Annotated in this window: 24 protein-coding genes; 10 read left to right on the forward strand and 14 right to left on the reverse strand. The window is 68.5% G+C overall.

What is annotated here, in order from left to right:
• Positions 1–21 precede the first annotated feature (21 nt).
• Positions 22–1551 carry an amino acid permease gene (locus tag AB0F86_RS11875; RefSeq protein WP_356985894.1) on the reverse strand — a complete coding sequence of 510 codons (1530 nt, stop codon included), beginning with the start codon at positions 1549–1551 and terminating at the stop codon, positions 22–24.
• A 217-nt stretch (positions 1552–1768) separates the two neighbouring features.
• Between AB0F86_RS11875 and AB0F86_RS11880 the strand changes: the two genes are divergently transcribed.
• Positions 1769–2428: a helix-turn-helix domain-containing protein gene (locus tag AB0F86_RS11880; RefSeq protein WP_356985893.1), complete on the forward strand. Its 660-nt coding sequence runs from the start codon at positions 1769–1771 to the stop codon at positions 2426–2428.
• A 35-nt stretch (positions 2429–2463) separates the two neighbouring features.
• On the opposite strand, the gene AB0F86_RS11885 is transcribed toward AB0F86_RS11880, so the two are convergent.
• Positions 2464–3285 carry an alpha/beta hydrolase gene (locus AB0F86_RS11885; RefSeq protein ID WP_181696755.1) on the reverse strand — a complete coding sequence of 274 codons (822 nt, stop codon included), beginning with the start codon at positions 3283–3285 and terminating at the stop codon, positions 2464–2466.
• Between the two features lie 121 nt (positions 3286–3406).
• On the opposite strand from AB0F86_RS11885, the gene AB0F86_RS11890 reads away from it, so the two are divergent.
• Entirely contained in the window at positions 3407–4405 is a 999-nt protein-coding gene (locus AB0F86_RS11890) for a DJ-1/PfpI family protein (RefSeq protein ID WP_356985892.1), read from the forward strand.
• Position 4406: 1 nt separating this feature from the next.
• Here AB0F86_RS11890 and AB0F86_RS11895 read toward each other — a convergent pair whose 3' ends face one another.
• The 6 genes from AB0F86_RS11895 to AB0F86_RS11920 all read right to left on the reverse strand — a co-directional run bounded on the left by AB0F86_RS11895 (position 4407) and on the right by AB0F86_RS11920 (position 8609).
• Complete coding sequence (locus AB0F86_RS11895) at positions 4407–4931, reverse strand: PH domain-containing protein (protein ID WP_225278623.1); 525 nt, start codon at positions 4929–4931, stop codon at positions 4407–4409.
• 56 nt (positions 4932–4987) lie between these two features.
• Complete coding sequence (locus AB0F86_RS11900; RefSeq protein WP_356985891.1) at positions 4988–5785, reverse strand: family 1 encapsulin nanocompartment shell protein; 798 nt, start codon at positions 5783–5785, stop codon at positions 4988–4990.
• 14 nt (positions 5786–5799) lie between these two features.
• A complete protein-coding gene (locus tag AB0F86_RS11905) occupies positions 5800–6849 on the reverse strand; it encodes a Dyp-type peroxidase (protein WP_356985890.1) in 1050 nt (349 codons plus the stop codon).
• Between the two features lie 34 nt (positions 6850–6883).
• Positions 6884–7210: a cupin domain-containing protein gene (locus AB0F86_RS11910; protein ID WP_067485336.1), complete on the reverse strand. Its 327-nt coding sequence runs from the start codon at positions 7208–7210 to the stop codon at positions 6884–6886.
• A 107-nt stretch (positions 7211–7317) separates the two neighbouring features.
• Positions 7318–7809, reverse strand: coding sequence for a dihydrofolate reductase (locus tag AB0F86_RS11915; RefSeq protein ID WP_356985889.1), 492 nt, complete (start codon positions 7807–7809; stop codon positions 7318–7320).
• Positions 7806–8609, reverse strand: a complete 804-nt coding sequence (locus tag AB0F86_RS11920) for a thymidylate synthase (protein ID WP_181696750.1) — start codon at positions 8607–8609, stop codon at positions 7806–7808. Before AB0F86_RS11920 ends, AB0F86_RS11915 begins: the two co-directional genes overlap by 4 nt.
• Positions 8610–8654: 45 nt before the next feature.
• On the opposite strand from AB0F86_RS11920, the gene cobF reads away from it, so the two are divergent.
• Both cobF and AB0F86_RS11930 read left to right on the forward strand, forming a co-directional pair.
• Complete coding sequence (cobF, locus tag AB0F86_RS11925) at positions 8655–9395, forward strand: precorrin-6A synthase (deacetylating) (protein ID WP_356985888.1); 741 nt, start codon at positions 8655–8657, stop codon at positions 9393–9395.
• A gap of 14 nt (positions 9396–9409) precedes the next feature.
• The gene (locus AB0F86_RS11930; RefSeq protein WP_181696748.1) at positions 9410–10279 is read left to right on the forward strand and encodes an Fpg/Nei family DNA glycosylase; all 870 of its coding nucleotides are present in this window, start codon (positions 9410–9412) and stop codon (positions 10277–10279) included.
• Here AB0F86_RS11930 and AB0F86_RS11935 read toward each other — a convergent pair whose 3' ends face one another.
• The 3 genes from AB0F86_RS11935 to AB0F86_RS11945 all read right to left on the reverse strand — a co-directional run bounded on the left by AB0F86_RS11935 (position 10280) and on the right by AB0F86_RS11945 (position 13409).
• Positions 10280–11713, reverse strand: coding sequence for an NAD(P)/FAD-dependent oxidoreductase (locus tag AB0F86_RS11935; protein ID WP_356985887.1), 1434 nt, complete (start codon positions 11711–11713; stop codon positions 10280–10282).
• Entirely contained in the window at positions 11710–11955 is a 246-nt protein-coding gene (locus tag AB0F86_RS11940; protein WP_067485911.1) for a DUF2630 family protein, read from the reverse strand. Before AB0F86_RS11940 ends, AB0F86_RS11935 begins: the two co-directional genes overlap by 4 nt.
• Positions 11956–12026: 71 nt before the next feature.
• Positions 12027–13409 (reverse strand): PLP-dependent aminotransferase family protein, encoded by a 1383-nt coding sequence (locus AB0F86_RS11945; RefSeq protein WP_356985886.1) that lies wholly within the window; start codon positions 13407–13409, stop codon positions 12027–12029.
• 80 nt (positions 13410–13489) lie between these two features.
• On the opposite strand from AB0F86_RS11945, the gene AB0F86_RS11950 reads away from it, so the two are divergent.
• The gene (locus AB0F86_RS11950; protein ID WP_356985885.1) at positions 13490–14179 is read left to right on the forward strand and encodes a pyridoxamine 5'-phosphate oxidase family protein; all 690 of its coding nucleotides are present in this window, start codon (positions 13490–13492) and stop codon (positions 14177–14179) included.
• Positions 14180–14323: 144 nt separating this feature from the next.
• Positions 14324–15013, forward strand: a complete 690-nt coding sequence (locus AB0F86_RS11955; protein WP_356985884.1) for a TetR/AcrR family transcriptional regulator C-terminal domain-containing protein — start codon at positions 14324–14326, stop codon at positions 15011–15013.
• Between the two features lie 28 nt (positions 15014–15041).
• On the opposite strand, the gene AB0F86_RS11960 is transcribed toward AB0F86_RS11955, so the two are convergent.
• Positions 15042–16322: a hypothetical protein gene (locus AB0F86_RS11960; protein WP_356985883.1), complete on the reverse strand. Its 1281-nt coding sequence runs from the start codon at positions 16320–16322 to the stop codon at positions 15042–15044.
• Complete coding sequence (locus AB0F86_RS11965; protein ID WP_356985882.1) at positions 16322–17110, reverse strand: crotonase/enoyl-CoA hydratase family protein; 789 nt, start codon at positions 17108–17110, stop codon at positions 16322–16324. The genes AB0F86_RS11960 and AB0F86_RS11965 overlap by 1 nt, the downstream gene beginning before the upstream one ends.
• A 64-nt stretch (positions 17111–17174) precedes the next feature.
• Between AB0F86_RS11965 and AB0F86_RS11970 the strand changes: the two genes are divergently transcribed.
• From AB0F86_RS11970 to AB0F86_RS11985, 4 genes are all read left to right on the forward strand, one after another.
• Complete coding sequence (locus AB0F86_RS11970; protein WP_356985881.1) at positions 17175–17780, forward strand: TetR/AcrR family transcriptional regulator; 606 nt, start codon at positions 17175–17177, stop codon at positions 17778–17780.
• Between the two features lie 17 nt (positions 17781–17797).
• Positions 17798–19426, forward strand: coding sequence for an acyl-CoA dehydrogenase family protein (locus tag AB0F86_RS11975; RefSeq protein WP_356985880.1), 1629 nt, complete (start codon positions 17798–17800; stop codon positions 19424–19426).
• Between the two features lie 51 nt (positions 19427–19477).
• Positions 19478–20137, forward strand: coding sequence for a nucleoside/nucleotide kinase family protein (locus tag AB0F86_RS11980; RefSeq protein WP_356985879.1), 660 nt, complete (start codon positions 19478–19480; stop codon positions 20135–20137).
• 172 nt (positions 20138–20309) lie between these two features.
• The gene (locus AB0F86_RS11985; protein WP_356985878.1) at positions 20310–20858 is read left to right on the forward strand and encodes a potassium channel family protein; all 549 of its coding nucleotides are present in this window, start codon (positions 20310–20312) and stop codon (positions 20856–20858) included.
• On the opposite strand, the gene pgi is transcribed toward AB0F86_RS11985, so the two are convergent.
• Complete coding sequence (gene pgi, locus AB0F86_RS11990; protein ID WP_225278635.1) at positions 20827–22467, reverse strand: glucose-6-phosphate isomerase; 1641 nt, start codon at positions 22465–22467, stop codon at positions 20827–20829. The two genes, AB0F86_RS11985 and pgi, sit on opposite strands and share 32 nt — an antisense overlap.
• Positions 22468–22624 lie beyond the last annotated feature (157 nt).

Raw genomic sequence — 22624 nt, forward strand, 5'->3', positions numbered from 1 at the left:
TGATGATCTTGATCCACGGGCTCAGGCGGGAGCAGGCACGATCACCGGTTCGACCGCCTCGGATTTGGTGACGACCATCCGGTACACCACCGCGCCGACGGTGAGGATCACGCCGACCGACAGCGGCCCGGCCCACAACTGCCACCAGCTACCACCGGCCGGGGTGTACACCTCGGGTCGCGGCCAGGCCAGATTGATCACCATCGCGATGCCCCACACCACCGCCAGCGCGTTGACCGGAACTCCCCAGCGGCCGAGGGTGAACAGCGTGTTGTCCTCGGGCGCGGGCAAGCCCTTGATCCGCCGCACCAACAGCGGCACCGTGACCAGCAGATACGCCAGATACAGGCTCACGATGCAGACGCTGGCCAGGGTGGCGAAGATGGCCGGGTTACCCAGGTTCAGCACCAGCAGGCTGATGCCGAGCGCGCCGATCACCACCGCGGGCCATACCGGCGTACCGAAACGAGGGTGCACGGTGGACAGCGCCTTCGAGAAGGGCAACTTGCCGTCACGTGCCATCGAGAACATCAACCGCGACCCGGCCGTCTGAATCGCGAGCGTGCACACGATCACCGCCACCGCGACACAGCCGAGCAGCACCGACCCGGCGGGACTGTCGAGCTTGGCCATGATGACGTAAGCCAGTCCGCCGGAAGCCAATTCGCCGTCGGTGAGGCTCGGCGCCGCCATCAGCGCGCCCAGCAGCATGAGTCCACCGCCGAGCGCCGACACCGACAGCGCGAGCAGAATCGTGCGCGGTGCGACCCGGCGCGGGTTCTTCGTCTCCTCGGAAAGCTCACCGGCGGAATCGAATCCGACCATCACGTACGCCGCCATCAGGCCCGAGATCAGGAACGCCGCCCAGAACGGGCCGGGCGCGGCCTGATCGGTCTGCAACACCACGTCCGGACCGCGTTCGGAGCCCGCGAAGAACAGCCCGATGATGGCGAGCACGCCGACGATCTCGATGGTGACCCCGATCGAGTTGATCCGCGCCATCAGATCGATCCCGATCACATTGATGGTGGTGGTGACCACCAGCAGCGCGCTGCCCAGCAGCACCGCGTTCATCGCCCCGTCGCGTGAGGTGAGCGCGGTGTCGGAGCCGATGATCTGGAAGCCGCTCCAGATCGTGGGCAGCACCACCTGCAGGGCGATGGCGGCCGCCGCCGCGGTGACCACCTGGGCGATCACCATCATCCAGCCGGCGAACCAGCCCACGAGACCACCGGCCAACCGGCGCGACCACTGATAGATACAGCCCGAGATCGGATACCGCGCGGCGAGCTCGGCGAAGTTCAGGGCGACGAGGAACTGCCCGGCGAAAACCAGCGGCCACGTCCAGAAGAACGCGGCACCGCCGAACGAATAACCGAAACCGAAGAACTGGAAGATGGTGGTGAGGATGGAGACGAACGAGAAGCCCGCCGCGAAGGACGCGTAGCGCCCGAGCTTGCGGTGCAGGACGGGTTCGTAGCCGAACTGGGCGAGGTCGGCGCCGTCGCGCGCGGCGTCGGGCGGGGCTTGGGTGGCGAGCGTCGTGGCCATATCGGAGTCCTTCGGCGGTGCGGCCAATATCTATCAGTCGATAGTTTTGCGCTCGCGATCGCTCGAACGGTGTCGTGCGTGTATCGACTCCGAGGCGTGCCGTAACTTCTGTGTTGCCTACGTTTCTGTCGAATGACAGAAATTGAACGGTCCCGCATCGCACCTGGTGAGGTGCCCATTGCGGGGGTGGTGGCGCACCGGTGACACAATCGACGACGTGGCAAACCTCGGACCCGGGCGTCCCCGGCTGGAACAGCGCCGTCGGCGCGGGACGACGCCGCGCGCGGAAATCCTCGACGCCGCAGCGGAGCTGTTCACCACCAAGGGGTATGCCAACACCTCCACCCGCGCGGTCGCCGACGCGGTCGGCATCCGGCAGGCCTCGCTGTATCACCACTTCGCGGCCAAGGACGACATCCTCGACGCGCTGCTCGCCGAAACCGTCGCGGGCCCGGTGGAATTGGCGCAAAAACTACACGCCGAGCCCGAGGACGCCACCACCAAGCTCTACGCGCTCGCCCTGTTCGATGTGCGCCAACTGCGCGGCGCGCGCTGGAATCTGGGCGCCCTGTACCTGCTGCCGGAACTGCGCACCGAACGTTTCGTCGCCTTCCGCCGCCGCCGCGACGAACTGCGCGAACACTACGAACGCCTCGCCGCCGAATCCTGTGCTGCGGCAGGGCAATCCGACGACGCGCGGATTCTGCCGTTCCGGCTGGTGGAGACGGTGATCGCGATCAGGTCCGACGAAGGGGCCGCGGGCGAGGAGGCCGAGCGCGTGATCCCGGACGCGATCGTGCGCATCGTCGGTCACCGGGGTGCGATGGATTCGGTGCGAGCCGCCGCCGACGCCTTGCTCGACCGCCTGTCGGACTGAGTGACCGGCGCGACGCGAGGCCGCGCCGGAAACTCTCAGCCCTTGATGAACGCGAGGATGTCGCTGATCAGCTCCTGCTGGTAGGCACCGAAGATGCCGTGCGGCGCACCGGGGTACACCTTCAGCGTGCCGTCCTTCACCAGCTCGATCGACTTGTGTGCCGAGTTCGCGATGGGCACGATCTGATCGTCGTCGCCGTGCGCGATGAGGATCGGTACCTCGAGGGCGCGCAGGTCCTCGGTGAAATCGGTCGCCGAGAACGCGGCGACACACTCGTAGGCGGCCTGGATGCCCGCGAGCATGCCCTGCCGCCAGAAGTCGTCCATGGCGCCCTTGGACACGGCCGCACCCTCGCGGTTGAAGCCGAAGAACGACGGAGCCAGCTCCTGGTAGAAGTTGGACCGGTCGGCCAGCACTCCGGCACGGATGTTGTCGAACACCGACATGGGCAGACCGTCGGGGTAGGCCTCGGTGGCCACCATGATCGGCGGCACCGCACCGATGGTGACGACCTTGGCGACCCGGTCGCGGCCGTGGCGCGCCGCGTAACGCACGGCCTCGCCGCCGCCGGTCGAATGCCCGACGACGATCACGTCGCGCAGATCGAGCGATTCGACGAGTTCGGCGAGGTCACGCGCGTAGGTGTCCATGTCGTTGCCCTGCCACGGCTGCGAGGAGCGGCCGTGTCCGCGACGGTCGTGGGCGATGACGCGATAACCGGCGTCGGCGAAGGTCTTGCGCTCGAGCGCCCAGGCATCGGAGCTCAGCGGCCAGCCGTGGCTGAAGACGATGGGCTGCCCGGTGCCCCAGTCGGAGAAGTAGATCTCGGTGCCGTCGGATGTCGTGAAGTAGGGCATGGCGATCCTGTCGAACGAGGTGGATGGATAGGTTGCTCATAGTTGTCGAGCGCGGGTGGGCTGTCACCTACCCGAACGGCCGCGAATCCCGCTATTTCGGACGAACAGTAGATTTGTGGCTATGTCTGTAGCCCCGGATCGCCCACGTCACAACGCATCTACTGGGACACGGCGTATCGGGTTTCTCCTGTTCGACGGGGTGAAGGCACTCGACTATGTCGGCCCGGCCGAGGTGTTCGTCGAGGCGAATCAGTTCGCCGATGCCTACGAGATCGTGCTGCTCTCACCCACCGGCGCGCCCGTGCAGACCTCGGTCGGCGGGGGAGTTGCTGTGGGGGCGGCAGCCGCCGATGTACTCGCGCTCGACACGCTCGTCGTGCCGGGCAGCGAGGTGCGCCCGGCCCAGTTCGTCCGTCCAGAACTACTCGACGCGGCACGTGTGCTCGCCGCGCGGAGCAGGCGGGTGGTTTCGATCTGCAGCGGGGCGTTCGTGCTCGCCGAACTCGGGCTGCTGGACGGGCGCGGCGCGACAACGCACTGGAAGTTCGCCCCCGAGCTGGCCCGCCGGTATCCGCGTGTGGAGGTGCTGGCGGATCGGATCTTCGTCCGCGAGGCCGATATCGCGACCTCGGCCGGTGTCGCCGCGGGGATCGACCTCGCGTTGGCGCTGGTCGCCGAAGACCTCGGCAGTGCCGTGGCCCGGCAGGTCGCCCAGGGGCTGCTGGTCTACCTCCAGCGATCCGGCGGGCAGGCGCAGTTCTCGACCCCGTTGCGCGCGGTGGCGCTGCCGCCAGGTCCGGTGCGCGCGGTGACGGACCTGATCGCCGACGACCCGTCACGGCGCCACAGCGTGCAGGAACTCGCCCGCCACGTGAACGTGAGCCCACGCCATCTCACCCGGCTCTTCACCGAGGAGGTCGGGCTCAGCCCAGCCGAATACGCGGCGAACATGCGCTTCGATCTGGCCCGCGCCCAACTCGAGGCGGGCAGCTCGGTGCGGCGGGCCGCCGCGGACGCGGGCTTCACCAGCCCCGAGGCGCTGCGGCGCACCTTCATCGCGCGGCTCGGTGTGTCGCCGTCGGACTACCGGCGGCGGTTCACCTCCGGGCTCAGCGCCTGAGTCAGCGGGAGGTCGGCGGCGCGATCTGCCAGTGCTCGTTGAGGGCGGCGGCGATCCCGGGCAGCACGGTGATCGGAATCCGCTTGGCCCGCAACATCTCCCGGATCTCGGTCACCTGTTCCCGCTTACGCATGTCGTAGGCGCCCGAGACCGGGCCCATGACCGGTGGGATCGACAGCAGCACGAGTTCGTCACCGTTCTCGGTGAGGTCGAGGGCCAGTGCCCAGCGGCCGTGCTCGTCGAGGGTGAACCGCCCGGCCACCACCCGGTCCCACGGCACGGTGGCCGACCGGAACGGGGTCCGCACGTAGATACCGTGCTCGGTGAGCTCGACGACATCGCGCACGAACAGCGCGACCCCCGCCGCCACACCGCCGACGGCGCCGACCAGCACGCCGGTCACCACCCGGTTGGCGCCGAACATCGCCACCAGCAGACCGGCGATCCCGATGGTGACCAGCAGCCCGATCAGGCAGTAGAACAGGCTCCTGCTCGCGGGCACGACCCCGGCACGCACGTCGGCCATGCGGACCTCCCTCTCACGATTCGTGGCCAACCCTAGCGCCGGTCACGCGCTCGGGCTCACGACCCGAGCGATACCGCTGCTTCGGAGGTCTCGACCAGGAAGGTGAAGGTTTCCTGGAAGTACAGCTGGACGGTGTCGGCGTCGTGGCTGAGGTAACCGATCGACAGGTCCTGACCGATGGCGAGTTCGAAGTCGCCGCCGCGGGTGGTGAGGGCGAATCCGCCGGTGATGGCCGGTGCCCAGATGATCTCGCCGTCGATGAGCCGCTCGATGTGGGTGCGGATCGGGTGGCCGTGGTCGGAGGTTTCGCTGACCTTGGTGTAGAGGTCGGCGCTGAGCAGTACCGAGTAGGGGCCCTGGACACCGGCCAGGCGTAGGCCGGTGAGGGCGCGGGAGATGGCGTCGGGGATGTCGACGACATTGCTCGGCAGAGTGATGGGGGTGCCGGAGGCGGCGGCGCGGATGCCGGTGATGCCCGCGGCGGTGTAACCCTCGAAGATCGCGCGGTCTTCGGCGAAGGCGATCTTCTGGGCGGCGTCTTTGAGGTTGTCGAGGTCGGCGTCGGGGGCGCCGCGTTCGATGTCGTCGAGTTCGGAGCGCTGCAGGGTGAAGGGCACCCGCAGTTCCACGAGCGGCTGCACCACGCGCTGGTGTGCCTGCACACCGTCGTCGGGGGAGTCGATCGGGGTGAGCCTGCCGCGGTTGAGCGCCGAGTAACCGACGCCGTGCGGGCCCGAGACATCGACGACCCGGCGTCCGGCGATATTGCGCTTGAACGTGCGGGTGGCCTCCTCCTCGATCTCGGCCCAGGCCTCGTCGGTGATCGGCGCGAGTTCGCGATGCAGGTTGTTCATTCGGATACTCCTTCTCATCGAGTTTTCATCGAGCCGATGGCGAGGGCGCCGTCGGAACCCGCTGCGGAGGTATTTGCCCGTTCCACCGGAATTATCTCGGGCAACGGTCCGGATTCCGCCTCGTCGGCGAGGTTCGCGGGCGCGTCGGGCAGATCGTCGAGGAAATCGACGGTCGGGGTGAAGAAGAGGGTCCCGGTGACCGCGACGGAGAAGTCGAGGATGCGGTCGTAGGCGGCTTCCTCGGTGCCGAGGAACATGCGCTCGAGCATCCGCTCGGTGACGCTCGGGGTGGCGGCGTAAGCGACGTAGTAGGTGCCGAACTCGCCGTCGGCGACCGAGCCGAAAGGCATGTTGGCACGGACGATCTGGCGCTCGGTGCCGTCGTCGTCGACGATGGTGTTCACCGCCACATGCGAATCGGCGGGCTTCACATCGTCGGGCAGTTCGTAGTCGCCGAGCTTGGTGCGCCCGATCACCCGCTCCTGCTCCTCGATCGACAGGGCGTTCCACTGGTCGAGCGGGTGGGTGTACTTCTGCACGATCACGTAACTGCCCCCGGTGAATTCGGGGTCCTCGGCACCGATCAGGGCAGCGGCGGCCGCGGCACCACCCTCAGGGTTCTCCGTGCCGTCGACGAAGCCGAGCAGGTCGCGCTGTTCGAAGTAGCGGAACCCGACCACCTCGTCGACGACCGTCGCCGCACCACGCAGCCGTTCGGCGATCACCATGCCCAGTTCGAAGCAGGGGCCCTGGGTTTCGGCGCGGATGTGGAAAAGCAGGTCGCCGGGGGTGGCAGGCGCGCTGTGCACCGGACCGTTGTATCCCGGGAACTCGTGCAGCTCAGCCGGTTTCGGCCCGGCGAACAGGCGGCCCCACGCGGCGGAACCGATGGAGGTGACGCAACTCAGGCCCTCGCCGGGCACCCGGAAGCCGACCGATCGCCGTAAACCGTTGATATCGGCGAGCACATCGCGCACCACCGATTCGCCGCCCTCGTCGATGGTGAAGACGAGGAAGAGCGCGGCAGGCGACAGTGGATCGAGAATCGGTTGTGGCTCACCCATGGCGTCCAGAGTACGACGCCGTACCGACAGGTACTTATTTGGCGACGGTGAGCAGGAAGGTCACGTCGTCGATGGCTTTGACGCTGTGGCGGGCGCGCGGAACCACGATCAGATCGCCTGCCGAGCCCTTCCACTCGTCGGTGCCCGCGATCAGTACGAGCGTGCCGGTGAGGACCTGGATCGTCGCGTCGCCGGCATTGTCGTGTTCGGCCAGGCTCTGCCCTTCGGCCAGCGCGACGACGGTCTGGCGCAGGGCGTGGGTGTGGCCGCCGATGAGGGTTTGCGAACTCCGACCACTCGTCGAGGTGGCCGCCAGCTTCAGCTGTTGACGGGCCACCGCGGTCAGCGATTTCTTGTCCATGGGAACGCGCCTTTCGCAGGCTTCTCGCGGGCAGGTCTTCGCCTGGGAGTATGCCCGACATCACACCCGCGCTCGGGCGTTTTGCCGCGACCGTTAGCGACGTGTTGTCACTGCCGGACGTAATGCCGAATGCGGTAGCGCAGGCCGTTTTCGGCGGTGCGCCACGGGGTATCCGGTGCTTGCCATTCCGGGCCGATGACCGGGGCGAAAGCATCGCCCGCCACGGTGGTGTCGACCTCGGTGACCAGCAGGGTCGTCGCCAGCGGCAGCGCCTGGCGGTAGATCTCGCCACCACCGGCGATCCAGATGTCGGCGGTGCCGGTCATGGCCAGCGCGTCGGGCAGCGAGGCGGCGCGTTCGGCGCCCTCGGCGGCCCAGTCGGACTGACGGGTGACGACGATATTGCGTCGCCCGGCCAGTGGGCGGAAGGCGGCGGGCAGGGAGTCCCAGGTGCGCCTGCCCATGATCACGGGGTGACCGGTGGTCGTCTCCCGGAAATTGGCCATGTCCTCGGGCAGCCGCCACGGGATGGTGTTGTCGACGCCGATCACACCGTCGTTGGCCTGCGCCCAGATCAGGCCGATCATGCGGTCGTTCACACCGCCACCGGCGCCTTGATGGCCGGGTGGTGCTGGTACCCGGACAGTTCGACATCGTCGTAGGTGTAGTCGAACAGGCTGGTGGCCGGGCGCAGGTGCAGGGTGGGGAAGGGGTAGGGCTCGCGGGTGAGCTGTTCACGCACCTGGTCGACGTGGTTGTCGTAGATGTGCACGTCGCCACCTGTCCAGATGAACTCGCCCGGTTCCAGCTCGGTCTGCTGGGCGACCATCAGGGTGAGCAGCGCGTAGCTGGCGATATTGAACGGCACACCGAGGAACAGGTCGGCGCTGCGCTGGTACAGCTGGCACGACAGCTTGCCGTCGGCGACATAGAACTGGAAGAAGGCGTGGCAGGGGGCGAGCGCCATCTTGTCCAGGTCGGCCACGTTCCACGCCGACACGATCATCCGGCGCGAATCCGGGTCGGTGCGCAGGGTGTGCAGGACCTGGGCGATCTGGTCGATGTGGGTGCCGTCGGGTGTCGGCCAGGAACGCCACTGCACGCCGTACACCGGGCCGAGCTCGCCGTCCGCATCCGCCCATTCGTCCCAGATGGTGACGCCGTGCTCGCGCAGCCACGACACATTGGAGTCGCCGCGCAGGAACCACAGCAACTCGTAGACGATGGATTTCAGGTGCACCCGCTTGGTGGTGATCAGCGGAAACGCCTCGGCCAGGTCGTAGCGCAGTTGATGGCCGAAGATGCTTCGGGTGCCGGTGCCGGTCCGATCGGCTTTCGGCGTGCCGTGTTCGAGCACGCGCCGGAGCAGATCTTCGTACTGCGTATCAGGGGTGGCCACGCCTGCCGATTCTACTGCTGTGCGCACCTGGCAAGCTCTGCGCGTATGCGCAAGCTCTACGTGATCGGTATTGGTGCCGGCGACCCCGACCAGGTGACGATGCAGGCAGTCAAGGCCATGCGGCGCGCCGAGGCGTTCTTCGTGATCGGCAAGGGCGCCGAGAAGCAGGAACTCGTCGACGTGCGCACCGCGATCCTGCGCGAGTACGTCGACGGCCCGCACCGGGTGCTCGAGATCGCCGACCCGCCCCGCGACCGCGCACCCGCCGACTACACCGGTGTGGTGCAGGACTGGCACGAACGGCGCGCGGTGCTGCTGGAAGAGGCCTTCGAGCAGGTGGACGGCGACGGCGCGATCCTCGTCTGGGGCGATCCGGCCCTCTACGACAGCACCCTGCGCATGGTGGAGCGGGTGCTCGACCGTGGGCGGGTTCGGTTCGACTACGAGGTGATCCCCGGCGTCACCAGCGTCGCGGCGCTGGCCGCCGCCCACCGGGTGGTGCTGCACCGCATCGGTGAACCCGTGCACATCACCACCGGGCGCAAGCTGCGCGAAGAAGGCCTCGGCCCGGGTTCGACGGTGGTGATGCTCGACGGCGAATGCTCGTTCACCGAGGTGCCCGGCGACGATATCCACATCTGGTGGGGCGCCTATCTCGGTATGCCCGACGAGATATTGATCGAAGGCAATCTGCGCGAGGTGGAGAAATCCATTCTCGAACGTCGTGCGCGATCGCGCGCCGAAAAGGGCTGGATCATGGACGTCTACCTGTTGCGGTCCGAATAGCTAGACTGACCTTTGTGCCCGAGTTACCCGAGGTAGAGGCGTTGGCGCAGTTCCTCCGGGATCATGCGGTCGGTGCGGTGGTGGGTCGCGTCGACGTGGCCGCGTTGAGTGCGGTGAAGACATTCGATCCGCCGGTGACCGCGCTGTCCGGCCGGGACGTGACCGGTGCGGGCCGGTGGGGCAAGTTTCTCGGAATGGACTGTGGTGGGCTGTGGTTGATCACCCACCTGTCACGTGGCGGCTGGTTGCGGTGGGTCGACGAACCGAATCCGTTGCCGCCCAAGCCCGGTGGTAAGAGCCCGCTCGCCTTGCGCGTGCATTTCTTCACTCCCGAAGGCGCGACGCCCGCCATCGACCTCACCGAGGCGGGAACCAAGAAACGCCTGGCGGTGTATGTCGTGGAGGATCCGCAGTCGGTTCCGGGCATCGCCCGGCTCGGCCCCGACGCGCTCGCGGTGACCGAGGACGAATTCGCGGCCCTGCTGCGGGGCACATCGCAGCGCATCAAGACCGCACTGGTTGATCAGACCCTGCTGGCCGGTATCGGCAATGCCTATTCCGACGAGATACTGCACACCGCACGCATTTCGCCGTTCGCGAATACGAAAACGATGCCCGCCGAAACTGTTTCGCAGCTATACGCGGCGATGCGTTCGGTATTGCTCGATGCCGTCGACCGTTCGACCGGGCAGGACGCGGCCCGGTTGAAGGGGGAGAAGCGATCCGGCATGCGGGTGCACGCCAGGACCGGGCAGCCGTGTCCGGTGTGTGGCGACACGGTACGTGAGGTGTCCTACGCGGAGCGCTCTTTTCAGTACTGCCCGACCTGTCAGACCGGCGGCAAGGTGCTCGCCGACCGGCGGATGTCGCGGTTGCTCAAGTAGTCAGCGGTCCCGCCAGGTTTCCAGCAGCCGTAACCAGAATTCGCTGACCGTGGGAAACGCCGGTACCGCGTGCCACAGGGTGTCCAATGGCACCCGCCCGACCACCGCGATGGTGGCGGCGTGCAATTGTTCGCCCATGTCGGGCCCGACGAAAGTGGCGCCGAGAAGGCGGTTTTCGGTGGTATCGACGACGATCTTCGCGCGGCCGTGGAAATCGTCGCGCGACAATGCGGAACCGGCTACCGAGATATCCATTTCCACGGTGTCGACCGCGTATCCGGCCTTGCGGGCCTGCTGCTCGGTGAGGCCGATGGCGGCGAGTTCCGGTGCGGTGTAGACGACTTGGGGAATCTGCTCGTGGTCGGCGCTCGCGGTGTAGCGGCTCTTGTCCAGCGGCGTGCCCTGTGCGCGAGCGGCGATGACATCCCCGCACACGCGGGCCTGGTATTTGCCCATATGTGTCAGTGCCGCACGGTGGTTCACATCGCCCACCGCGTACAGCCATTCCCCGGGAACATCACGGACAGTCAGGTGATCGTCGACGTCGAGATAGCCTGCCGACAGGCCGACCGTGTCCAGGCCGAGGTCGTCGGTCGCGGGTGCGCGGCCGGTCGCGACGACCAGCTCGTCGGCCTCCAGCTCACCGTTGTCGAGCACCAGCGTGACCGGGCCGCCGTGGATGCGGCCGACCCCGGTGTCGGCGGGGTCCCGGCGCGACACCATCAACGGCTCGGTGTTCAGGCGAACCTCGACGCCCTTGTCGCGCAGACCTCGCAGCACCAGATCGGCGGCGAAGGGCTCCACCCGTGGCAGCAACCGGTCACCGCGCACCAGCATGGTCACCTCGGCCGCGCCCAGTTCGATCAGCCAGGTCGCCGCCTCGCACGCGACGACACCGCCGCCGATGATCGCGACCCGGGTCGGTACGACCGTCAGATTGGTCGCGTCGCGCGAGTTCCAGGGCAGGGCATCGCGCAGACCGGGAGTATCGGGAATCGCGGCTGTTGTTCCGGTCGCGATCACGACAGCGTGTCTGGCGCGCAGTTCCCGCACCCCCGCGTCGGTGTGCACTTCGACCCGCCGCTCCCCGGCGAGCCTGGCCGCACCGCGTATCGGGTCGATGCGCGCCGATTTCGCCCAGTCGACCTGGGAGGTGTCGTCGCGGTGGTGGACGAAGGTGTCGCGGCGGGCCAGCACATCGGCCACCTCAGGGCCGCTCGCCGTCAGCCCGGGTAGCCCGGCGGCGAGATCGAGCACGGCGCCTGTGCGCAGCAGTGTCTTGCTGGGAATGCACGCCCAGTAGCTGCATTCGCCGCCGAACAGTTCCCGTTCCACGAGCGCGGCGGTGCGGTCGCTGCCCGCGATGGCGTACGCGGCGGCGTTCTCGCCCGCAGGGCCGCCACCGATCACGATGACGTCGTACTCGTCGGTCACTGCAAGTAGCCCTCGACCTCACGGGGCGAGCGCATCTGCGTGTCTTCGGGGGAGGCGTCGGCGCCTGCGCGGGCGCGGCGCTGCCGCAGCAGATCCCAGGCCTGATCGAGCATCACTTCCAGCTGGGCGAGCTGCTTGCGCTCGCTGACCGGGTCGATCTCGCCCGCCGTCGCCTTGGACCGCAGTTCGTGTTCTTCGTCGACCAGCTGCTTGATCTTGGCCAGGATGTCCTGATCGGTCATGTGCTCACCACTTCGATTCTCGGAGGGGTAGTGCCGGGCGAACCGCGACCCGCGCGGGGTCCTGGTCCATGCTACGACCGCCGGGTGACATGAGCGGCGAGACAGTCGGCCGCGATCGGGACGGCCCGGGCCAATTCGGCGCTGGTCAGGGCCGTGTAACCGAGGGCGACACCGAACTTGTGCGGCGTGGCGAGGTGATGGCGGGCCAGCCCGTCGAGCAGGACCCCGCGGCTCCGGGCGGCATCGACCGCGGCGGCCTCGGCGCCGGCGTCGGGCAGTTCGACGACCACGTGCGAGCCGGCGTCGTCACCGAGGACGGGCACGCCCCGGTCGGCGAGCTCACCGACGAGCAGGGCGCGCCGTGGCGGGACCACCCGGCGCAGGCGACGCAGATGCCGGGCGAGGTCGCCGTTGCGGGCGAATTCGGCGAGCACCAGTTGGCCGGCCGGGCTCGGTGAACTGCCGATGCGTGCGCGGTGCGCGAGGACGGCCTCGGTGATGTCGGGACGAGCGACGAGCCAGCCGACACCGAGGGTGGGGGCGATGATCTTGCTCGTGGTGCCGAGGTGGACCACCACGTCCGGGGCCATCGCCGCGAGCAGGGGCAAGGGTGCCGTGTCGTAGCGCAATTCGCCGTCGTAGTCGTCCTCGATGACCAGAGTGCCGGTGCTGCGGGCGAATTCGACCAGTTCCACCCGGCGCCGGGCAGGCATCCGCGCACCCATCGGAAACTGATGTGCCGGTGTGCAATACACAGCGCGAACACCCGGTGGAATGCGGTCGACACACAGTCCGTACGCGTCGACGGGCACCGGGAGCGCCGTCGTCCCCGCGGCCTGGAACGCGCCGACCGCGCGCAGATAGCCGGGGTCTTCGATGGCCACGGTGTCGCCGGGACGGAGCAGGGCCGCGGCGAGTTCGCCGACGGCGGCGCTCGTGCCCGCGGTCGCCAGGACCACCGACGGCGCGCCCGCGGCCAGTCCGCGATGCCGGAGCAGATGCTCGGCGACGGCATCGCGATAGCCGGGCTCACCCGCTCGATCCTTGCGGGCCTCGGGTGCGCGGTCACCGGCCGAGCGCCACGCGCGGCGCCAGGCCGCGCGGTCGAGGGCCTCGATGCACGGTGCGCCTGCGGCGAGGTCGAGCAGGGTCGGTGCGTCCGCGATGCCCTTCATCGCGACGGTGCTCGGCGGTGCTGTCGCGGGGGCGGTGCTCAGGTAGGTGCCGGACCCGCGTCGACCGGTGAGCCAGCCCTCGGCGTGCAATTGGTCGTAGGCGGCCGCGATCACGGCCCGGCTCACTCCCAGCCGTTGCGCGAGGGTGCGCGAGGGCGGTAGCCGGTCGCCGACGCGTAGGACGCGGGTGGTCGCGGCGGTGCGCAGGGCATCGGCCACCTGCACCGACAGGGGCTCGGCGGCGGAGCGGTCGAGCGGGATCGGGAAGTCGTCGAGCATCGCCCACCTCTTGATTGGACTGTCGTTCCTGCGTCGAATTGGACCTGTGCGAAGGCCAATCGTGCGGCGATGCTCATCTTATGAGCACGCACACCAGAACGCCGCTGTCCCCGACCCCGCGCACCACGGTGACCAGATCCAAGGAACGCGCCCGCAGCGACCGGGCCGAACTGGACGCGGTGCTCGACGCGGGATTGATCTGCCACCTCGGAGTCGTGCTCGGTGGTTCGCCGGTGGTGCTGCCGACCGTGTACGGCCGGGCGGGCGACACGATCTACCTGCACGGTTCCACCGGTGCGGGCAATATGCGCGCCGCCATCGGCACCGACATCAGCATCGCGGTGACCCATGTCGACGGCCTGATCTATGCCCGCTCCGCCATGCACTTCTCGATGAACTACCGGTCGGCGGTGGTGCGTGGGCGGGCCGAACTCGTCACCGACGAGGACGAACGTCTCGAAGCGCTGCGGGTGATCGTCGAGCATGCGGCGCCCGGATCCTGGGACCGTGTCCGCCCGCCCAGCCGCAAGGAGATGGCGGCCACGATGGTGCTGGCCCTCGACCTCACCGAGGCGTCGGTGAAAGTCCGGACCGGCGGGCCGAAGGACGACGAGGACGACATCGCCGCAGGCGGGGTGTGGGCCGGGGAGCTCCCACTGCGGCAGGTGTGGGGTGTGCCGGTGCCGTCGGCGGACCTCGAACCGGGGATCGAGGTCCCCGCCGGTGTGGTGGATCGGGTGGATTCGGCGATGCCGGTCGCGCTGCGGTAGGGAAGGGGTCGGCGTTCTGCAGACTGCTGCGGATGGTCGTCGGGCTGGGTGATTCGATCAGTCGCGTAGTGCGGCGATGGAGTCGCGCGATTCGCTCGTCGTGGCACCTCGGTGGGCGGGTGCGCGCTCGGTACAGTCCCGCTTATGCCGTCGAGTCCGCTCAGCGGGGGCGAGCCGCCCGAACAGTTGTCGTGCACCGAGGATCGGGTGGTGGACGCGGCCCTGGCAGTGCTCGACGAGGGCGGGGCGGGTGCACTCACGGTCGAGGCGGTTGCGGAGCGACTCGGCGTCGACCCGGCCGCGCTGGCTTGCGATCGGAGCGGACTGGAACGGGCCGCCATCGAACGCGTGCTCTCGAATGTGCGGCTCGGGCCGCTCTACGACCGGGGCGTCGAGTGGGTCTCGGCGGTGATCCAGTTGGCGCTGAGTATGCGGTCGCGGCTGTGGGAGCATCCGGCGGTCGCGGTGCTGATGATGTCGGGTCCGCACGACGGTCCGGCGGCGGACGGGCCCGCCGCACGCGATATCGAGGAGGCGTTGTTCGCCTGCTTCGCGCGCGGTGGTCTGCATACGCAGATGCGGGCGCACGGGGTGTACGCGGTGCTCGTCTATGTCCTCGGTTCGACGGCGCTCGATATCGCGGAGACCGACGGAAGACCGCCGCTGCCTGCTGATTCGGAACGGATCGCGCGCCGGCGCGAGCAGCTCAGGGACCTGGATGTGGATCGCTGGACGCGTACCGCCGCGCATGTGGACGAGATCGCGGCGTGGACCTCCGTCGACCAATTCGTCTGGGGGCTGAGGGTTCTGCTCGTGGGTATGACGGCGAATTGAGTTGCTGCGACCCGGAGGCCATGCGATCTCACCAGGGCTCGGCGGACAACCCGGCCTTCGACAGCACGAGATTCGCTGCAGCGGTGAGTGATTCGTATGTGTCCAAGCTGACGAGCGCCAGCGTGTAGGTGTCGGCCAGACGGGAGAGGTAACCGGAGAGGCGAGTACGTGGAAAATCCGTGATGCCCGGATGGATCGCGCGGGCGGCCACGCGGGTGCATTCGTGCGGGCCGACAGTGCGCAGGGCGTCGGGCATTGTGCCGATATTGGAGCACAGGATGTCGCGCTCACCAGCACCTTTGCTGAGCTTGTACGCCAAGCGATCAGGGAGTACCTGCAGGATTTCTTCGGGCAGCCCGGCGGGCGCCGACATGCGGCGCAGATAGGCGTCGCGGGCTTTGACGCGAATCGTCTCCGGGGTGTCGGCGCGGTCGATCCGGATCTCGGTCACGGCGAGATCGTTGTCCACGCGCGGTTCGTCGCGGGTGTCCACCGGCAGGCTCGCGGTGATGGTGTCGGCACCGAAGCCGTTCTCCCACAGAATGTTCGCGACCAGATAGATGAACAGGCTGTTCGGTGTGCCACCGGCTTCCGCTGCGACGGAATCCCATCGTCCCGCGTCGAAAGCCAGCAGGGAGCTGCGGACGGTGCGACCTGGAGCCGCCGCGGGAACGATGGTCTCGGGCGGTCGGGGAACACCGTTGCGCAGTGCGCGCGCGGTCCCGCCGAGCACCGTGGCCCACTGCGTCCGAGCATCGGCCCAGTCCGAACGGGCCTCGTCCGCGGACCGTTCGCGGCGCCGGTCTCGTGCGGTGGAGGCGACCGCAGTCGACACATGTTCCGTAGGTGTGCCGTTCAGCGATCGCAAGGCCAGCGCGACGGCGTGGATCAGTCCGCGTGCGTCGGCGAGGGCGTGCGAACAGGTCAGGGCGACAACGGTTCCGCCGTCTGCCAGAGGCGCCGCTGACAACCGCCAACCGGGGAAGAACTCGGGATCGAGGTCGGCGCCGAGCGTATCCGCCCACGGCAGGATTTCCCCCTCACGCAGGGGAGTGCGGTCGGCATCGGCCGCGAGGTAGTCGAGCGGGTGGGCGCGGACGGTGGGTTGCCAGGCACGTCGGGCGCCGGGAACGCGGACGCGGACGACTCTGCGGCCCAGCGGACCATGACTCAGCTCGTGGTGGATCTGTCGCAGCAGAGCCGGACCCATCGTGTCCGGTGTTCGCCACAGTCCCTGCAGGGCGATCGGCGTGCCCATTCCCCGATGGGTACGCAGGAAGATCTCGTCGACGACGGTCAGGCGGTCCATTACGACGTGGAGGCGGCGCCGTGCCTGCCCGCGCCCGCGGCGAAGCGGGCCGCACCCTCGAGCGCACCATCGGCGAGAGCCTTGACACCGTGCGCGAATTCGATGCGCAGCGCCTCGTCCTCGGAATGACCGACCTGGTCGTACACGGATTCGCGGTCGGAACGCAGGCAGGTCTGCGGGAGCGCCGCGAGTTGCCCGGCCAGCTCCTCGGCCACCCGACGCGCATCCCCGGTGGGAACCACGCGGGTGACCAGCCCCATCTGCAACGCTTCGGCCGCGCTCACCGGCCGGCCGGTGAGAATCATGTCCAGTGCCCGCCCCTCGCCGACGATGCGCGGCAGCCGCACCGTGCCGCCATCGATGAGCGGTACTCCCCAACGGCGGCAGAACACGCCGAACACGGCGTCCTGTTCGGCCACCCGCAGGTCACACCACAGCGCCAGCTCGAGCCCACCGGCTACCGCGTGCCCGGACACCGCCGCGATCACCGGTTTGGACAGTCGCATCCTGGTGGGTCCCATCGGTCCGTCACCGTCGTGCGTCGCCTGGTTGCTGCGGTCGGTGCCGAGCGATTTCAGATCGGCGCCGGCGCAGAACGTGCCGTGCTCGCCCCACAGCACCGCCACCGAGGCGGTGGGGTCGGCGTCGAACGCGCGGAAAGCGTCGGCCAGGGCGCGGGCCGTCGGCCCGTCGACGGCGTTGCGGGCGTGGGGACGGTTCAGGATCACCGTGGTGACGGGCCCCGCCTTCTCGACACGTACCGAATCGGACGCGGGACCTGAGCTCATTGCTCGACCATACGACGAAACCCACCCTTGTGTGAAGAGGTGAATCGGTGGTTCACTTCTTCGTATGGTGTACCGGAGGACGCCCGCCGTGCAGGCCCGGCTCGACGCGCAACGAGCGCTGATCGTGCAGGGTGCGACGGCCGTGCTCTCGCGCGACGGGTTCGCCGGCTTGTCGATGGCCGCGGTAGCAGCGGAGGCGGGTATCGCCACCGGCACGGTGTACAAGCAGTTCGAGAACAAGGCCGCGCTGGTGTCGGCCGTGTTCGAGAAGGTCGTCGCCCGCGAGGTCGCCGCGGTGCGCGCGGCGGTCGCCGAGGGCGACGTGGTGCAGCGGGTCAGCGCGGCCGTGGAGACCTTCGCCGGGCGTGCGCTCAAGAACCCGAAACTCGCCTACGTGCTGCTGGCCGAGCCCGTCGACGCCGCCGTCGACGTGCAACGCCTGGAATTCCGCCGCGCCTTCACCGCCTCGTTCGAAGCGGCCATCACCCACGGCGTCGCCGAAGGCGCACTGCCGCCGCAGGATTCGCACATGTCCGCCGCCGCGCTCGTCGGCGCCATCGGCGAGGTGCTCGTCGGGCCCCTCGCCACGGCCCCGCCCGCCGAGTCCGTCGTTCCCGAACTGGTCGCTTTCGCCGTTCGCGCGCTCGGTGCGCGCCCGGAATCGTTGTAGCCCTAAGGAGTTCCGCCGTGATCACCCATGACGTGTTCAATCAGGTACCACCGCTCGTCCCCTTCGACGCCTCGCGTAATCCCGCGCTCGTCGAGGGCCTGCACCGGGAGGGTGCGGGCTGGGCTGAGGCGGAGGTACGTGAACTCGGCGCTCTCGCAGGCGGTTTCGCCGCACAGGAGTGGGGCAGGCTGGCCAACGAGTACCCGCCGGTGCTGCACACCCACGACCGGTGGGGACACCGTGTCGACGAGGTCGAGTTCCATCCGCACTGGCACGACCTGATGAATGTGGCGGTGACGCACGGCCTGCACGGCTCACCGTGGCTCGACGAGCGCCCCGGTGCGCACACCGCCCGCGCGGCCAAGTTCTACACCTGGGGTGTGGCCGACGCCGGGCACATGTGTCCCATCTCGATGACCTACGCGGTGGTTCCCGCGCTGCGCCACAACCCCGAACTCGCCGCCCGCTTCGAGCCGCTGCTCGGCTCGCGCACCTACGATTTCGGATTGCGTGAGCCCGCCACGAAAGCAGGGCTGATCGCGGGCATGTCGATGACCGAGAAGCAGGGCGGCTCGGACGTGCGCGCCAACACCACCACCGCCACACCGCAATCGGACGGGTCGTACCGCATCGTCGGGCACAAGTGGTTCACCTCGGCGCCCATGTCGGACATGTTCCTCACCCTCGCGCAGGCGCCGGGCGGGTTGTCGTGCTTCCTGCTGCCGCGCGTGCTGCCCGACGGCACCCGCAACCCGATCCGGATCCAGCGGCTCAAGGACAAGCTCGGCAACAAGTCGAACGCCTCCTCCGAGATCGAATACGAGAACGCCACCGGGTGGCTCGTCGGCGCCGAGGGTGCCGGGGTGAAGACGATCATCGAGATGGTCAATATGACCCGGCTCGACTGCGTGATCGGCTCGGCCACCGGCATGCGGGTCGGTGCGGTCACCGCCGTGCATCACGCCAGGCATCGAGAAGCGTTCGGCGCGAAGCTGATCGACCAGCCCGCCATGCGCAACGTGCTGGCCGACCTGATCGTCGAATCCGACGCGGCGACCACCGTGATGATGCGTCTGGCCGGGGCCACCGACCGCGCGGGCAGCGACCCGGCCGAGGCGGCGCTGCGCCGGATCGCGCTGGCCATCACCAAGTACTGGGTGTGCAAGCGGGCCCCCGCGCATGCCGCCGAAGCGCTGGAATGCCTCGGCGGCAACGGGTATGCCGAGGAATCGGGGATGCCGCGTCTGTACCGGGAGGCGCCGCTCATGTCGATCTGGGAGGGGTCGGGCAATGTGGCTGCGCTGGATGCCCTGCGCGCCATGGGGCGTCAGCCGGAGACCGTCGAGGCCTACTTCGCCGAGGTCGGTCTGGCTCGTGGCGCGGACCCGCGTCTCGACGACGCCATCGACCGGGTCGGCAAGGAACTCACCGACCTGTCCGATATCGAATACCGGGCGCGCCGGGTGGTCGAGTTGATGGCGCTGGTGCTGCAGGGCGCGCAGTTGGTACGCCACGGTCATCCCGCCGTCGCCGATGCGTTCTGCGCGACCCGGCTGAGCGGCGACTGGGGGATCGCTTACGGCACCCTGCCGGTCGGTGTCGATACCGGTGCGATTCTCGAGCGAGGGTTCGTCGATACGCACTGAGCCGGCTCCGGCCGGTCCTTCGCATGGCCGGGCTGGCGGTACCGTGACGGCGTGGCTCGAGCGGACGATGTGTTGACGGCAGGCGACCTCGCCGGGCTGGTGCCGCCGTGCGCGGACCGGTTTCTCCTCGGTATCGCGGGCCCGCCGGGAGCTGGTAAATCGACGCTCGCACAGCGTCTTTGCCACGAGCTGAATCGTCTCGGGCGACCTGCGGTCGTTGCGCCGATGGACGGCTATCACCTGCGCAACGACGTGCTGAGAGCCAGGGGTGCGCTGGCACGCAAGGGCGAGCCCGACACGTTCGACGCGGCCGCGTTCGTCACCGATCTTCGCCTGCTGCGGGAGACACCCATCGGCGAACCGGTGCCGTGGCCGCTGTTCGACCGGGCCGTCGACGAACCGACCGAGGGCGGTGTGGTGGTGCGCGACGAGCGCGTGGTCGTCGTCGAGGGGAACTACCTGCTGCTCACCGACGCACCGGGTTGGGCGCCGGTACGCGGACTGCTCGACGAATGCTGGTATCTCGACGCGCCACGGCAGGTGCTCACCGAACGCCTGCTCGACCGGCACGTCGAAGGCGGGCGCACCGAGGATGAGGCGCGGGTGAAAGTGATGGACAGCGACCTGCGCAATGCCGACCTCATCGCCGCCACCCGAAGCCGCGCGGATCGGGTCCTGATCGCGGCGGGCCGTGGATACGCCCTGGACTGACCGCCGCCGACCCCTCTCGGCTGCACTCGTCCGCGCCGAGGTGCCCCGTTCGCGGGGCGGTATCCCGTTCGCGGGGCGGTACCCCCCGTTCGCGGGGCGGCACCCCCGGTTGCGGCGGCACGCCGGGCGTGTGTCGCGCGGAAAGCGGCGGACTCGGCGCAATCATGGACTGATGAAGCGACGAGTCCCCGTGCACGCGGTCCGCAACGGCGCGGCAGCGGCCTGCGCGCTGGCGCTGTACTACAGCGTGCCGGTGGGGTGGGTGTTCGCACTCGACTCGTGGCCGGGGCGGGTCGTAGGGGTCGTCGTGTTCGTCGCGAGCGTGGCCGGACTCGGCTGGCTCGTGTGGCGGCGGATCGAGCACCTCCTCGAGGAGTCGACCGCGTTGGGCGAGCGGGTCGATGGGGTGCTGCTCGTGCTGTGCATCGTGTGCGTGGTGTTCGCGCTCGTCTACTACCGCATGGAGCAACTACGTCCGAACCAGTTCGCCGGGCTCGAGACCCGAACCGACGCACTGTATTACACGCTGGTCACCCTCGGGACCGTCGGTTACGGCGACATCCACGCCGTCGGCCAAGGCGCACGCATCGTCACTATGGTGCAGATCGTGTTCGACCTGGTGGTCCTCGGCACGCTGCTCGCCATCGTCACCACCAGCGTGACCAGCCGGATCCGCGCCGCGAGCGAGGTCAGCGCCGCCGCGCGCGATACCACTCGATGAGCGCGTCGGTCGACGAGTCACCCACCGACTCGGGCTCTTCCGGACCGCTCAGCAACGGCGTCAGGGCCAGCGCCTGCTGCTTGCCGAGCTCCACACCCCACTGATCGAAACTGTCGATGCCCCAGATGATTCCCTCGACGAACACCTGGTGCTCGTACAGCGCGATCAGCTGACCCATCGTCGACGGCGTGAGCTCCGGCGCCATGATCGTGGTGCTCGGCCGATTGCCGGGCATCACCTTGTGCGGCACCAACTTCGGATCGGTGCCCTCGGCCGCGATCTCTTCGGCGGTCTTGCCGAACGCGAGCACCTTGGTCTGCGCCAACAGGTTGCTCATCAGGATGTCCTGCATGCTGCCGGTGCCGTCGCGGGTCGGCAGGTCGTCGGTCGACCGGGCGAAACCGACGAAATCGGCCGGAATCAACCGGGTGCCCTGATGCAGCAGCTGATAGAAGGCGTGCTGGCCGTTGGTACCCGGCTCACCCCAGAAGATCTCACCCGTCGACGACGTGACCGGAGTGCCGTCGGCACGCACCGATTTGCCGTTGGACTCCATCGTCAGCTGCTGCAGATACGCGGGGAACCGCGCCATATCGTTCGAATACGGCAGCACCACACGCGATTCCGCACCGAAGAAGTTCGAATACCAGACGCCGAGCATCGCCAACAGCACCGGACCGTTCGACTCCAACGGCTGCGACGCGAAATGCCGGTCGACCGCGTGCATTCCGCTGAGGAACTCGCCGAACCGTTCCTTGCCGATGGTCACCATCACCGAGAGACCGATCGCCGAATCCACCGAGTAGCGGCCGCCGACCCAATCCCAGAAACCGAACATGTGCGCGGTGTCGATACCGAACGCCGCCACCCGCTCCGCGTTCGTCGACACCGCGACGAAATGCTTGGCCACCGCGTTCTCACCGAGCGCCGCGACCAGCCAGCGCCGCGCCGCCGTCGCATTGGTGAGGGTCTCCAAGGTGGAGAACGTCTTCGACGCGACGATGAACAATGTGCGCGCCGGATCGAGCCCCGCCAGCTTGGACACCAGATCGGCCGGGTCGACATTCGACACGAACCGGGCCTCGATCTCCGGATCGGCATAGTGCCGCAACGCGCGATACACCATGTCCGGCCCCAGATCCGAGCCACCGATACCGATATTGACCACCGTGGTGATGCGCTCACCGGTCGCCCCGCGCCACGCACCCGAGCGCACCGAATCGGCGAACTCGCCCATCCGGCGCAGCACGTCGTGCACGGCGGCATCGGCGTCGGTGCCGTCGATGTCGAGCTGCTCGCCCACCGGCAGGCGCAACGCGATATGCCCCACCGCGCGGTCCTCGGAGGTATTGATGTGCTTGCCGGAATACATCTCGTCGCGTCGCTGCGGCACACCGGCCGCGCGCGCGAGATCCACCAGCAGACGCAGGGTTTCGCGGGTCACGCGATGTTTGCTGTAGTCGATGTGTAGATCGGCGACCTGCACGGTCAACTCCCGGCCGCGCGCCGGATCCTCGGCGAACAACTGCCGCAGATGCAGAGGTGCGACAGTGCGGTGATTGGTTTGCAGTGCCTGCCAGGCCGCCGACGCGGTGATGTCGCTGCTCACCCCGCCGAGCGTACTGTGTTGTCGGAGCGCTGGCGCGCTCGAGTTCGCGGCCCCGCCGGTCCCGACGATCAGGCGCCGTTGCTTGCTCCTTCGTCGCGTACGCCACGGCACCTGATCGTCGGGACGGCCGCGAACCGCCGACTTCGTCGGCGATCCC

The organism is Nocardia sp. NPDC023733 (assembly GCF_040639775.1).
In the GTDB taxonomy this organism is placed as follows: Bacteria; Actinomycetota; Actinomycetes; order Mycobacteriales; family Mycobacteriaceae; genus Nocardia; species Nocardia rosealba.